Origin of the sequence: Micromonospora sp. MH99 (genome assembly GCF_021442385.1) — a bacterium.
Taxonomy (GTDB): domain Bacteria; phylum Actinomycetota; class Actinomycetes; order Mycobacteriales; family Micromonosporaceae; genus Micromonospora.
The window spans coordinates 1-13,477 of the sequence record NZ_MUZA01000110.1 but is presented as its reverse complement, the minus strand read 5'-3'; the positions used below and the strand labels follow the sequence as shown (position 1 = coordinate 13,477).

The 13,477-nt window shown below is 74.3% G+C and carries 9 protein-coding genes and 1 pseudogene; all 10 read right to left on the bottom strand.

The annotated features are described in order from the left end of the window. A pseudogene (locus B0E54_RS32865) lies at nt 1–370 on the bottom strand (hypothetical protein); the annotation flags it as partial. A 97-nt stretch (nt 371–467) separates the two neighbouring features. Then, nucleotides 468–1,481: an alpha-ketoacid dehydrogenase subunit beta gene (locus B0E54_RS30915; RefSeq protein WP_234591294.1), complete on the bottom strand. Its 1,014-nt coding sequence runs from the start codon at nt 1,479–1,481 to the stop codon at nt 468–470. Continuing rightward, a complete protein-coding gene (locus B0E54_RS30910; RefSeq protein WP_234591292.1) occupies nt 1,474–2,412 on the bottom strand; it encodes a thiamine pyrophosphate-dependent dehydrogenase E1 component subunit alpha in 939 nt (312 codons plus the stop codon). Before B0E54_RS30910 ends, B0E54_RS30915 begins: the two co-directional genes overlap by 8 nt. After that, complete coding sequence (locus tag B0E54_RS30905; RefSeq protein WP_234591290.1) at nt 2,409–2,657, bottom strand: acyl carrier protein; 249 nt, start codon at nt 2,655–2,657, stop codon at nt 2,409–2,411. Before B0E54_RS30905 ends, B0E54_RS30910 begins: the two co-directional genes overlap by 4 nt. Then, nucleotides 2,650–4,533 (bottom strand): HAD family hydrolase, encoded by a 1,884-nt coding sequence (locus B0E54_RS30900; protein ID WP_234591287.1) that lies wholly within the window; start codon nt 4,531–4,533, stop codon nt 2,650–2,652. Before B0E54_RS30900 ends, B0E54_RS30905 begins: the two co-directional genes overlap by 8 nt. A 36-nt stretch (nt 4,534–4,569) precedes the next feature. Beyond that, nucleotides 4,570–5,598, bottom strand: a complete 1,029-nt coding sequence (locus B0E54_RS30895) for a 3-oxoacyl-ACP synthase III family protein (protein ID WP_234591285.1) — start codon at nt 5,596–5,598, stop codon at nt 4,570–4,572. Beyond that, the gene (locus tag B0E54_RS30890; RefSeq protein WP_234591283.1) at nt 5,595–7,220 is read right to left on the bottom strand and encodes a hypothetical protein; all 1,626 of its coding nucleotides are present in this window, start codon (nt 7,218–7,220) and stop codon (nt 5,595–5,597) included. The genes B0E54_RS30895 and B0E54_RS30890 overlap by 4 nt, the downstream gene beginning before the upstream one ends. After that, nucleotides 7,217–7,447 carry an acyl carrier protein gene (locus tag B0E54_RS30885; RefSeq protein ID WP_234591281.1) on the bottom strand — a complete coding sequence of 77 codons (231 nt, stop codon included), beginning with the start codon at nt 7,445–7,447 and terminating at the stop codon, nt 7,217–7,219. Before B0E54_RS30885 ends, B0E54_RS30890 begins: the two co-directional genes overlap by 4 nt. After that, nucleotides 7,444–8,832: an MFS transporter gene (locus tag B0E54_RS30880; protein WP_234591279.1), complete on the bottom strand. Its 1,389-nt coding sequence runs from the start codon at nt 8,830–8,832 to the stop codon at nt 7,444–7,446. The genes B0E54_RS30885 and B0E54_RS30880 overlap by 4 nt, the downstream gene beginning before the upstream one ends. A gap of 11 nt (nt 8,833–8,843) precedes the next feature. Then, the coding region (locus B0E54_RS30875) for a condensation domain-containing protein (RefSeq protein ID WP_234591267.1) at nt 8,844–13,477 on the bottom strand (4,634 nt) is incomplete at its 5' end.

The window sequence follows — 13,477 nt, the reverse complement described above, 5'->3', positions numbered from 1 at the left end:
GCTCCAGCGTGGCCAGCGCCCGCAGGTCGTCCAGGGTGGACACGCCACCCGAGGCGATCACCGGCCGGTCGGTACGCCGCACGACCGCCTTGCCGAGGCCGCGCAGCTCGTCGTCGCCGAGGCCGTGCGCGGCCGCGAGTTCCCGGGCCGAGTCGGTGAGCACCGGCCCGCCGGGGGAGACGTCCGGCAGCTGTACGACAGCCGGGGCGACCGCCTCGGCGAGGAAGCGCTGCCGGGCCTCCTCGCTGTCGAAGACGCGACCGATGACGTCGCCCGGGGCGCACTCCCGGTTGACCTCGACGAGCCGGTGCAGGACACCGTCGCTGTCGCTGAGCAGCTCCTCGGCCGCCTTGGAGGTCTCCACCTCGGCGATCGGCTCGCCGGCGCGCACCTGCTCGCCGTTCTCGGCCAGCCAGTCGAGCAGGACGTACGTCGTGTCGTTGTTGTTGAGCTTGGGGACGACCAGGTCAGTCACCACTGACGACCTCCTTCACGGCCTGGTGGATGTCGGTGTCCTGCACCAGCACGGTGCGTTCGAGATGCGCGGCGGTCGGGATGACGCTGTCGGCGGAGTGCACGAGGCGTACCGGCGCGCGCAGCGATCCCCAGAGCCGCCGGTGCACGACCTGCGCCAGCTCCGCGCCCCAGGTGCCGCCGGCGGTGCTCTCCTCGGCCACCACCACCCGCCCGGCCCGCGCGATCGGCGGCAGCAGGTTGTCGCTGTCCAGCGGCCAGAGCCGTGACGGCACCAGCACCTGGCAGACGATGTCGTCGCGCAGCAGCAGCTCCCGGGCCACCGACACCGCCCGGGCGGCCAGCCCGCCGGGTACGACCAGCACGCAGTCGGCCTGCTCCTCCTCGTCCACCCGGATCCGGGCGACGTCGGCGTCCGGGCCGATCAGGTCGTAGCGGAACAGCTCGTCCACGACACCGTCGGCGTACATGCGGGTGGTGTAGAGGACCTTGTCCTCGAAGAGCAGACCCGGCCGGCCGGTGGCGAGCATGCCCGCGAGCACCGTCCGGTTGTCGTGGAACGGCGACACCTCGTGCACGCTGAGGCCGGGGATGCCGATGAAGTGCTTCAGCGGGCTCTGGCTGTGCGTCGGGCCGTACCCCCGGTTGCCGCCGGTGGGGCAGCGCACCACCAGCCGCATCGGCACCCGCCGGCCGTACATGGCCGTGGACTTGCTGGCGAAGTTGAGGAGCTGGTCGAACGCCAGCGCCACGAAGTCGCTGAACATGATCTCGACGATGGCGCTCTGCCCGGCCAGGGCCAGCCCGCCGGCCACACCGACGATCCCGCCCTCGCTCAACGGGGTGGACAGCACCCGCTCCGGCCAGCGCGCCGACAGGCCCCGGGTCACCTTGAACGCCCCGCCGTACGGGTCGACGAGATCCTCCCCGAGCACGGTCAGCGCGGGATCGTCGGCCAGCAGCGCGTGCAACGCCTGGTTGAGGTTCTCCACCACCCGCTCAGCCACGGTCAGCCTCCGCCCAGCGGCTCGCCGGCCGGCCGGCGACGTCGGCGACCACCTGTGCGACGTACGCCCGCTGCCGCTCGTCGTGCGCGCCGAACTGCTCCGGGTACGCCTGCGCGTACCGGGCGTACCAGTCGTGCGCCCGCGCGTGCGCGATCTCCTCCGGGCGGCGGCTGTCGTCGCCCTTGCTGTGCGGTCCCACCCGGTGCGTGAGCAGTTCCACCACGTACGGCGTGGACCGTTCGCGGACCCGGCGCAGCACCGGCGTCAGCGCGGCCCGGACCACCTCGGTGTCGGTGGAGGTGACCCGCAGGTGGTCCACCCCGAACGCCCGCGCCCGCCCGCCAATGCTGCCGGCGAGCTGCGCGTCGGTGGGCGTGGACTGGGCGATGCCGTTGTTCTCGACCACCAGCAGCAGCGGCAGGCCCCACAGCGCGGCCATGTTCAGCGCCTCGTAGACGGCGCCCTCACCCCAGGTGCCGTCGCCCAGGTAGACAAGCGCCAGCCGGCCCGGCTCGGTGCGCTTGAGGTGCAGCGCCACCCCGGCGGCCACCGGAGCGCTCTCGCCCTGCACGCCTGTCGACAGGTAGCGGTCCCGCAGGATGTGCTGGCTGCCGCCGACGCCGTGGCACACCGCGCCCTCGCGGCCCATCACCTCGGCCAGCAGGCCGTGCGGGTCGTCGAACCGGGCCAGGTAGTGCCCGTGCCCGCGGTGGTTGCTGAACACGAAGTCGCCGTCGTCGAGCAGTGGGCGCAGCGCCACCGGCACGTACTCCTGGCCCAGGCAGGTGTGGGTGGTGCCGTGCAGTTCGCCGCGGCCGAACATGTCCAGCAGGGCCAGCTCGAAGTGCCGGATCAGCAGCAGCAGGTCCAGGTCGGCGTCGGCGAGGCGGGTCGGCGCGATCGGCGCCGCCTCGGTGCGGGTGGCGGTCACCGGGCGACCCCGTCCCGTTCGCGGGCGACCAGGTCGACCAGCTCGCCGACCGCGCTCACCGCCAGGTACGTCCGCAGGTCCAGGCGTACGCCGAGGTCGTCCTCCAGCGCGGAGAGCAGCCGCAGCGCCTCCAGGCTGGTCCAGTTGGCCAGCGACGCGAACCGGACGTCGGGCGAGATCTCCTCGGCCGGCACGTCCGCGACCTGCTCGATGAGGTCCGCGACGGTGGTGAACAGGTCAGGCACGGATGTCTCCCTCCTCAGTGGCGATCCACGCCGGCAGCAGCCGGGGCGGGGGATGCAGCGGCAAGACGTGCCGGGTGATGCCGTCGTCGACGGATGCCACGGTGAAACCGGCCGACGGCCAGACGGCCCCGCCGGGCTTGTTGCGCGCGGTGGGCCGGAACAGGGCCTCCAGCCGGGTTGCGCCGGCCGCTCGGGCCAGCTCCGCCACCCGGTGCAGCGCCGCCTGCTCGACACCGCGGGAGAAGACCCGGCAGCTGAGCACGAAGTTCTCGATCACCCAGGCGTCCGGGTCAGTCCGGTCCAGCCACAGGCCGCCCACCAGCCCCTCGGCGCCGAACCGGTCGGTCACCTCGACGGTGAGCACCAGGTGGTCGGGGGAGTCGGCGCGCGCGCGGGTCTGCGCCTCGGTGTGTGCGCGCTCGGTCATCGTGAACTGGTTGGTGCGCAGCCCGAGCTGCGCGAGCCGGGGCAGGCTGTGCTCGTCCACCTCCCGGACGGTGACGCGCAGCTTCAGCTCGTGCAGGTAGTCGGCCGCCGAGTCGAACGTGGCGGCGAAGCGCTCCCGCCCGGCGCGGGCCCGGTACAGCGCGGTGCGTTCCCGGTCGGTCGCGCCGGTGGCCAGCACGGTGAAGTGCCCCTCGGTGAGCAGCCTGGTCGGGAAGCCCGCCGGGTCGCCGGCCAACTCCACCACCCGTACGGTCGGCAGCTCGCGGCGTACCAGGTCGCACTCGAACGGGCTGTCGTCGGCGAACACGACCGCGTCCAGGCCCAGGTTGAGGGTGGTGGCGAGCTGGCGCAGGTTCTCGTCCTTGCGTCCCCAGTTCACCGCCTGGGCGACGAAGTCGTCGGAGCGCAGCAGCAGGTCCGGGTGCTGCGTGAACGCCTCGGCCACCAGGTCGGGGTCGTTCTTGCTGCACACCGCGAGCAGCACGCCCTGCCGGCGCAGCGCCAGGGCACGACGCTGCACGTCCCGGTGGCAGTTGCCGGGATAGTCGCTGCCCAGCCGGATGCCGGTGAGCCCGTCGTCGCCGAGCACGCCCGCCCAGAGGGTGTTGTCCAGATCCAGCGCGAGCACCTTCGCCGTCCGGCCGAGGACCGCGCGGCAGAAGGTGGCGGCCTCGTGGGCGTACCGGCGCTCCACCGTGGGCGTCCACGCCATGCTGGCGAACCGGTACAGGCGCTCGTCGCGCACCGGACCGTCGTGGTCCACCAGCAGCGTCTCCAGATCCAGGGTGTACGTCGTGTCCCGCGCCCCCAGCTCCAACAGCTGGGAGTTCAGCTCCCGCCAGATGCGGCCCAGCTCGGCCCGGCCCCGGAAGCTGACCAGGCCACGGTGCTCCAACGGTGACAGCGGCACGGTGTGCAGCAGCACCGCGCCTTCGGTGCGCGTCGCGTAGCCGCGCAGCGCGGCGGCGAGCACGCCGGCCCGTTCGCCCAGCACGTCGGCGAGGCCGGCCAGGTCGCCGGGGTCCCACTCGGCGGGCAGGAACCAGCCGTCGTGCAGCAGGCAGAGCGTGACGTCGGCCCGGAACTCGGCGAGCGCCGAGCGCGGATCGCTGAGGTCGAGCACGAGCTGGTCGAAGCCGGAGACGTGGATCTCGGCGGCGATGCCGATCCGCAGCAGGGCCACCCGCAGCAGCGGTTCCAGCGTGCCCGGCGTGAACGTGCCGGTGACCGCGACCCGCAGCGGGCGCAGTGGGAAGTCGGGACTGGCCAGCTTCTCGACGGGCACGTCGGCGAGCAGCCGACCGGCGGACGCGACTGTGGTGACCGCCGCGCCGTCCAGGTGGACCAGGCCGGGCGCCAGCTCCGGATCGGCGGCCGCGTCGGGTCGGCGCAGCCGGCGGATCCGGTGCAGGACCTCCTCGACTCTCATGTTCGGTGTTCCTTCCCGTCGGATTGGTGCGGCCGGTCAGACCCGCAGCAGGGTGCAGACCCAGTGCATGCCGCTGCCGGTGCTGGTCAGGGCGACCACGTCGCCGTCGGTCAGCTCGCCGCTGTCGAGGTGGCGTTCCAGGCCGATGAGCTGGTCGGCGCAGCCGATGTGGCCGTGGGCGAGGGCCAGCTCGACGTTGGTCCGCTCCAGCGGGACGCCGAGGTCCTTGGCCAGCTCCGCGAACTGCCGGGCGTTGTCGTGGAAGTGCACGAACCGGTGGACGTCGGCAAGCGTCACGCCCGCCCGGGTGCACGCCGTCTCCACCACCTGCCGGTTGCGCTCCCGGATCGTCGCGACGAACCGGAACATCCGGCGTACGTCCCCGGCGAAGAACTCGTTGAGCCGGTCGGCCGGGTCACCGACGCGAGGGGTGCCGCCGTCCGGGGTGAACGGCTGCGCCGCGCCACCGACGGGCATGCGCATGAAGCCCGCGTACCGGCCGTCGGTGATCGTCTCGGTGGCCAGCCAACGGCACCGGTCGTGGTCGCGCACCAGCACGGCCGCCGCCGCTCCGTCGGAGAAGACGCTCGTGTTCACCTCCATCCGGTTCCAGTACGGCTCGCACACCCGGTTCCCGCCGATCAGCAGCGCCGTCCGGTATTCGGGGTGGGTGGCGAACCGCCCGGCCACCGTGTCGAACGCGGCCACCCCGCCGCCGCACGCCTGGTTGAGCAGCACCGCCTCGGCCCGGTGCGCGCCGAGGCGGGCCTGGGTGTGCGCGGCCGGATCCCAGTAGAGGTACTCGGCCAGGTCGGGGATGGCCAGCACCACCAGGTCCACGTCGGCGGCGCTCAGCCCGGCCCGGTCCAGGGCCGTGCCGCCGGCCACCACCGCCAGGTCGGTCACCCCGACGCCGGGGCCGGCCCGGTGGAACGCGCGGTACTCCCAGGACCGCAGGCGGTCCAGATCCTGGGTGTACGCGGCCGCGGCAGCCGCCACGTCGACAGGCTCGCCGAGGACGTGGGCCAGGGCGGCCACTCCGACGTCGACCGGCGGCCCGCTCATCGCCGTACCGCCGTGGCCGTCGGCGGTGTCGATGCCGTCGTCGTCGCCGCCGTCGCTGCCGGCGATCCTGGCGTCGGGTCGTCGTCGGACGTGTGGGCGGCGCGCAGCCGGACCCGGGGGTCGGCGGGCGCGACACCGTCCAGATCGGACAAAAAGCGTCGGGCGGTGCCGTTGCGGCCCGTGTCGGTGAAGCGGACCAGCACCTCGCCGGCGCCGGCCGCGCCCGCCCGCCGGGTCACCTCCCGCAGCACTGCCGCCTCGACGCCCTTGCCCAGCACGGGGCAGGAGAGGGAGAAGACGTCGACGGTCCAGCGGTCGGCGGTCCGGTCCAGCGCGACGAGGCCCGAGGTGCCGTAGTCGCCGAGCCGGTCGCGTACCCGGATCGCCAGCAGGTCGGCGGCCCGCCCGGCCAGCGCGGCGGCCGGTGGGGAGGGTGCCAGCGCGAAGTCGTGCGCCCGGGCGACGACCTCGGCGACCTCGGCGACGGCGTCGGCGGCCACCGGTCGGTAGTCGACGTGGACGTCCAGGCCGGCCACGAAGTCGTCCAGGGACAGCTCGACGGGCGCGACGGCGGGTCGGGACGTGCCGCCGGTCCACCGTCGGGCCGGGAGCCGGTCGGTCAGTCCCGCCGCCCGCAGTTCGTCCGACCAGAGCGCGGGATCGGACCCGAGCGGTACGTGCCGCGGCGGCGCCTGCGCGGGGCCGGTGCCCGCCAGCACGAGCTGGGCGGGCGCGCCGTCCAGCTCGTCGGCGATCTCGGCGAGCTGGTCCGCCAGGGGCCGCTCGTCGGTGACCCAGCCGTCCAGCACCGCCAACAGGTCCGTGGCGTCGGCGCTCGACCACCAGTCGGCACCGGTGGCCCGCAGCGCCACGCGTACGCCGGTGGCGCGCAGCTCGTGCAGCGCCGGCAGCAGGTGCGCCGCCCCGGTCAGGCCGTCGCCGTCGAGCACCAGCGCTCGGCAGCCCGCGCCGAACCAGGTGGCCACCAGCGCGGCGACGGTGGTGCCGAGCCGCGCGAAGACCTCCTCGGTGTACGGCACCTTCGCGAAGCGGAACAGCGCCGGGTGGTACGCCCGCTCGTCTCCGACGGCGCGGACCGCCTCGTCGGCGTCGACGAGCAGCACCCACGGGTCGCCGGCCAGCCGATCGCGCAGCCGTTGCCGGACGGCGGTGGCGCTGGCGGTCACCCCGTCGGCGTGCATCGCGTCGGCCGGCCCGTACGGTCGGGAGGCGGGGACGGCCGGCAGGACGTACACCAGCAGGGCCCCGTGCCGGCGCGCGGCGGTGACGGCCGCCTCGGCCCCGGCCAGCAGCTCCGCAGCCCACGCGTCGCCGGCCGGACCGGGGTCGCCGGCCTCCTCCAGGCGCTGCGCCACCACCAGCACGTCGGGCCGGGCCTCGGCGAGGAAGCCGTCGGTGGCGAGGCACTGCTGCACGACCTGCTGGAACGGGCCGACGGCGAGCGTGGCGCTCAGAGCGGTGTCGTGCAGGTCCAGGCCCAGGTACGGCACCAGCGGGTCCACCGTGTAGCTGGCCAGCAGCGCGACGCGCAGCGCGGGCGTCGGCCGCTGGCGGGTGACCGCCTGCCAGCGGGTGCGTCGGGCGAACAGAACGGCGCTCATCGCGTCTCCGTGCCCTTGGCGCGCAGCACGGTGCGCAGCTCGCCGACGCTGCGCACGTCGCGGATCTCCTCGAAGGCGAAGGAGAGCCCGTAGACCTCCTCCAGGGTCACCACCAGTTGCAGGTGCCGCAGGCTGGTCCAGGTGCCGATGGTCTGCGGCCCGGACTCGTCGGTCACCTCGGCCGGGTCGACCTCCAGGACCCCGGCCACCACCTCGGTCAGCGTCACTTCGCCACCACCGCGCGGTCGTCGGTCAGCTCGTCGGTGCCGCTCGGTGACGGCAGCGGTGCCGGCGGGTCGGTCGGCTCGTCGTAGTCGGGCAGGTCGACCTCCATCCGGCGGATGCTCGGTGAGGCGAACCCGGCAGCCGCGACGCCGATGCCGAACAGGCCGACGATCACGAAGATCAGGCCCATTCCGGCGCCCGGTCCGCTGCCGACCAGCCACCCGAAGTACGGCACGCCGGGCCCGCCGTCGCGCATCATCGGCTCGAACCAGCGGTCCGCGGCGATACCGGCCAGGGCGGTGCCGCCGGGGTACGCGAGGTCCTCGATGAACTGGCGGGCGGCGAAGACCCGGCCCTGGTGCGACGGCTCGACCTTCTCCTGCCAGACCGACTGGGCGTACCCGTCGATGAAGGGGATGGACAGGTGCAGGAAGAGCAGCGCGACCGACCAGACGATGATGCTGTCCCCGACGCCGTAGACGATCCGCCCGAGGACGCTGAAGACCAGGATGGCGATGAGCATCCGGCGGATCTTGTGGCGGGTGTTGGGCAGCAGGCCCAGCAGGAGCGCGCCGGCCACACCGCCCACCGCGCCGATGGTCTGCACCAGGCCCACCGCGTTGGTGCTGCTGTCGGTGCGGGCCAGGATCTGCGGCACCAGCAGGGCGAAGCCGACAGCGGCGAGCACGTTGATGGCGAACATGATCGCCTCCAGCCCGGTGAACGCCCGACTGGCCAGGATGTAGCGGAAGCCGTAGATCGTGTCGTACCAGAAGCCGCCCTCGTCGGGCTGCGTCGAGCGGGGCAGGGGTGGGAGCTGCACCAGCAGCACCGCGCCGATCGCCACCAGGTAGGACAGCGCGTCGATGAACAGGATGACCTTGATGTCCATCAGGCCGAGCAGCGCGGCGGCGAAGCCGGGGGCGAAGATCACCGGGATGGTCCGGACCGCGAACATCATCGCGTTGGCCCTCGGGTACTGGCCCTTCTCCATCATCACCGTGATGGTCGCCTGGTACGCCGGCAGCTGGAACGCGAGGAACGCGCCGGTGACCAGGTTGACCAGGTACAGGTGCCACACCTCGACCGAACCGGTGAGGAACAGCAGCAGCACGACCGCCGTGGTGATCGCCGAGCCGACGTCACTGAGCACGATGGTCAGTCGTCGTCCCCACCTGTCGACAAGCGCGCCGGCGATCGGGCTGAAGATCACTGTCGCACCGAATGCGAACGCCATCAGCATGGTCAGGTCGAAGGCCCGGCCGGTGGCGTCCCACACCCAGATGCTCAGGGCGAAGTTCGTCATCCGGGTGCCGAGCGCCGACAGCAGCTGGCCGAACCAGATCGTGGTGAACCCGGCGAACCGGGACGGGCGTCGGAACGCCATGGGGTCTCCTCCTACTGCCGTGGCGGTTGCCCGTGGTTCCCGGCCAGGCGCAGAAGGCTGGTCCGGATGCCGTCGAGCAGGTTCTCAGCGGTCTCCGGCCGGAAGGCCGGAGTGGCGTAACTCAGATCGACGCGCAGCGCGGGGCCGGTGAGCGACCCCGTCACGTCGAAGGGGAAGGGCCAGTGCCCGTCGGGGTCCTCGGTCGGCCCGAACGGCGCCGCGCAGACATCGAGGAGCTGGTTGGCCGGGGCGACGTCGTCGAATCCGAAGCCGCCCATGTAGTTGACCGCGACCTGCGGTGGCGGTGTCGCGGCCAACCGGGCGCGTACGTCGTCGTCGGGGCAGAGGTGGCGCAGCAGCGAGTACCCGATGCCGTTGTCCGGGACCCGGCCGAGTTGGCGGATCACCGAGCGGGCCGAGCGCGCCGCGTCGGTGGTGGCGGGCAGCTCCAGCCGCAGCGGATACAGCACCTGGAACCAGCCCGTGGTGCGACTGACGTCGACGTCGTCGAAGAGCGGTTCCCGGCCGTGGCCGGTCGTGGCGACGGTGACCGCGCCACCGGTACGCCCCGCGACGGTGGCCACCACGGCCCACACGAGCAGGTCCCGCACGCTGGCGCGCAGCCGGCGGGCAGCGGCGTGCAGTCCCCGGGTCGCCGCCTCGTCCAACGTCACGCTGGCCAGGCCCAGGTCACCGAGGCGGAACGGCGCTGCGGCCGGCTCGTCGGCCAGCCGGGCCAGCACACCGTCGTCGGCCTGCGCCAGCCAGAACGGCAGCTGCTCGCGCAGGTGCGGCGAGCCCGCGTACCCGGCCAGTCGCCGCGCCCAGGCCCGGTACGACGTGGTCTTCGCGGGCAACGCCGGCTCGGCGCCACGTTCGAGCTGGTCGCAGAGCGTCTCCAGGTCGGCCAGGAGCACGCCCCGGGAGACCGCGTCGACGACGAGGTGGTGGTTGACGAGCAGCAGCCGGTCGGGCTGCTCCGGGCCGAGCCGGAAGTGCGCCACCCGGGCCAGCGGGCCGGCCGTGAGGTCCAGGCCGGTCTGCGCCTCGGCGCAGCGGGCCTCGACTGCCGCCTCCCGCTCGTCGAGCGGGAGTCCGGTCAGGTCGTGGCTGACGAACGGAACGGCGTCGGCGGGGTCGGCGTGGTGCTGACGCCAGCTCCCGTCCGGCTGGCGGGTCAGGCGCAGCCGCAGGGCGTCGTGGTGGGCCACCAGCCGACGGACCGCCTCGCGGAGCAGGTCCGCCGGGAGCGGGCGGGCCAGCTGGAGGTAGTAGGGGTGGTTGAACAGGGCGGGCCGGCCCATGGTGGGGGCGACCACGTCGGTGAACCAGCGCTGCGCGCCGGTCAGCGGCGCGTCGCCGTGCACCTCGCCCTGTTCGGCGTCCAGCGCCACAGTCGACTCCCCGAGGCTGGCGGCCAGCTCGGCGACGGTGGGGTGGCGGACGAGCTGTCGCGGGGTGACCTGGATGCCGGCCGTCGCGCAGCGGGCGACGAGCTGCATCGCGAGCAGCGAGTCACCGCCGACGGCGAAGAAGTCGTCGTTGATGCCGAGCTGGTTGGTGCGCAGCAGCTCCGACCAGATCGCCACGAGCTGACGTTCCCGGTCGGTGCGCGGCGCGGCGGCGGCCCGGTCGGCCGAGCGCCGGTACCCGTCGGTGACCGCAACGCGCAGCGCCGCCGCGTCGCCGAGCTCGGTGGCCACCTCGGCGAGCAGGCCGGCGGGAATCCGGTCGACAGGCGCGTCGGCGGCCCCGGGAACGTCCGCGTCGAGGGACCAGAGGCCACGCAGCACGTCCACCGGCCCGTTCGCCGGGTCGACGGGCAGCGCCATGGCGTCCGGGGGCGCGGGTTCGGTGACCGGGTGCAGGACCAGCGTGGCCGTGTCGGTGGGCGGGGTCGGGGCGTACCGGATGATCCCGGCGGTGACCAGCGCGGACAGCTCCGCGCCCTGCGGCATGGTGGTGAGCAGCACCTCGCGCCCGGTGCGGGCCTGGGCCGCGAGCAGCCGGGCCAGCTCCGCCTGCCGGTGCGCCGGCCCGGCGGGTACGACCAGCCGGCGCAGGGCCGGGTGCCGGACCGCCCGCCGCACCACCAGGGTCCCGGTGACCGCCGCCCACTCCGGCGACCAGGCGTCGCCGTCGGACAGCTCGTGCACCCGGTAGCGTCGCGCCCACGCCTGCACCGCGACGACGTCGACGTCGGGCCGGTTCTCGGCCAGCCGCGCGGTCAGCTCGGTGAAGACGGCGTTCCACGGCGACGTCCGGTACTCCGGCGACGGCGGGCCCACCACGAGCGTCAGCGCCGCCGCGCTGTGCTGCCGGTGGACGTCAAGTGCCGCCAGCAGCTCGGTGTGGAAGTCGCGCAGCCCGACGATGCCCGCGCCGAGCGGGCCGGGTGTCCGGCGGTCCTCCCAGCGCAGCACCAGCACGTTGTGGTCCCGTTGCCCGGTCGCCAGGCCGGCGGCCGGGTCGCGCAGCAGCCGCAGCAACGCGCCGGCCGGCAGCTGTTCGAGGGCGTGCGGCAGGCCCAGCAGCCCCGTCCAGAAGCGGACGGTCGCCGCCAGCCCCGGCACCTCGACGGTGCCGCCGACGACCAGCCGGCGCGCGGGCGGCGCGAGGCGGCGCGGCGCCGACGCGCGCCGTCCCCCGCCGAGCGGGGCGTCCGGTCGACGAACCCCGTCGTCGAGCACCTTCGCGAGGCTGGTCAGCAGCCGGACCATCCGCTCCGGCCCGAACAGGTCGGCCCGGTACGCCAGGTCGGCGTGCAGGTCGTCGCCCTGCCAGGTGAGGCTGAGGAAGAGGTCGAAGTCGACACCGACGCTCGGCACCTCGACCGGCGTGGCCGCCAGCCCGGCGAACTCCGGCAGCTCGTCGGCGCCGTCGAGGACGTTGAGCACGCACTGGAACAGCGGGTGGTACGCGGCCTGGCGGGGCAGCCGCAGCGCCTCCACGATTGTCGCGAACGGCAGCCCCTGATGCCGGTACGCCTCCCGTGCCGTGCGGTACGCCCGGGTCACGAGCTGCCGGAAGGTGGGCCGGCCGCCCACGTCCACCCGCAGCGGCAGCAGGTCGGCGAAGCAGCCGATCAGCGGGGCGAGTTCGGCGCGTTCCCGGCCGGCGGTGGGGACGCCGAGCACCAGGTCCGGTTGCCCGCTCTCGGTGTGCAGCAGGGCGGTGAAGCCGGCCAGCAGGACGGCGAACGGGGTGACCCCCTCGGCCCGGGCCAGCTCCCGCACCGCAGCGCCGAGCCCGGTGCCCAGCCGCTGGGCCTGGTAGCCGGCGACGTCCGAGCGCTCGTCGGGGCGGGGGTGGTCGGTGGGCAGGTCCAGCAGCGGCGGCGCGTCGGCAAGCCGTTCCCGCCAGTACGCCAGGTGCGGCTCGACGGCGCTCGACGCCAACCAGTCGCGTTGGTGCCGGGCGTAGTCGGCGAACTGCACCGGCAGCGGGGCGAGCGGCCGGTCGACGCCTGTGGCGTGGTGGGCGTACCGGGCGGCGAGGTCGTCGAGCAGGACGCTCCATGAGGTGTTGTCGCAGACGATGTGGTGCATGCCGAGCAGCAGGTGCCAGCGCTGGTCGGGCAGCCGCAGCAGGCGGGCCCGCACCAGCGGGCCGGCGGCCAGGTCGTACCGGTGCGCGGCCAGTTCGGCGGCGGCCCGGCGCAGCGCCCGGGCCTGCTTCGCCGCCGGCAGCCCGGTCAGGTCCAGCGTCTCCAGCCACGGGTCGACGTGCGGGCGTACCACGGGTTCCGGTTCGCCGCCCCGGTCGGCGAAGGTCGTGCGCAGCACCTCGTGCCGGGCCAGCACGTCGTCGAACGCCCGGCGCAGCGACGTCTTGTCGAGGTCGCCGCGCAGCTCGACGGCGGCGGTGGTGTTGTGCCGGACGACGTCGTCGCCGAGCTGGTCCAGGGCCCACAGCCGCACCTGGGCCGAGGAGGCCACCGCGGGCACGCCCGGCGGGGCGGGGGTGAGCGCGGCGAGGGCGGTGGCGTCCGGGTCGGCGTCCAGCACGGCCGCGAGCCCGGCCACTGTCGGGTTGGTGAACAGGGTGTAGAGAGACACCTCGCGGCCGAACTCGGCCTGCACCTGCGACAGCAGAGCGGTGGCCAGCAGCGAGTGCCCGCCGAGGTGGAAGAAGTCGCTTGTCACGCTTACCTGCTCGACGCCGAGCGCGGCGGCCCACAGGCCGGCCAGCCGCTCCTCGGTCGGGGTGCGCGGTGCGACGATCTCGCCGTCGACCGCCGCGACGACTGCCGGGGCCGGGCGGCTGCGGTCGGCGATCGCCGCGGCCGTGCTCAACTCCTCGACCAGGTACGCGGCCCGCTCCGCCCCGATCGCCGTGTGCAGCCCGCTCGCCCCGGTGGCCGGCGTCGGCGCGGGTGGGTCCAGCGGCCAGACGTGGGCGAGCAGCCGGCGCAGATCGTCCCACCCGGCGGGCACGGCCAGCGCCAGCACGCCCGGGTGCGCCTCGCGCAGCGCCGCGACCGCCTGCGGGTCGGGGTCGACCGGCAGCCGCTCGGCGTCGGCGAGCACGAGGCGGCGCGGCTGGCCGACGAGCCGCCGCAGCTCACGCAGCACGATCGTGCCCAGCGCCGCGAAGTACTCGCCCGTGTACGGCACGTGGCCCAACTCGTCCGCGCGCTCGTCGC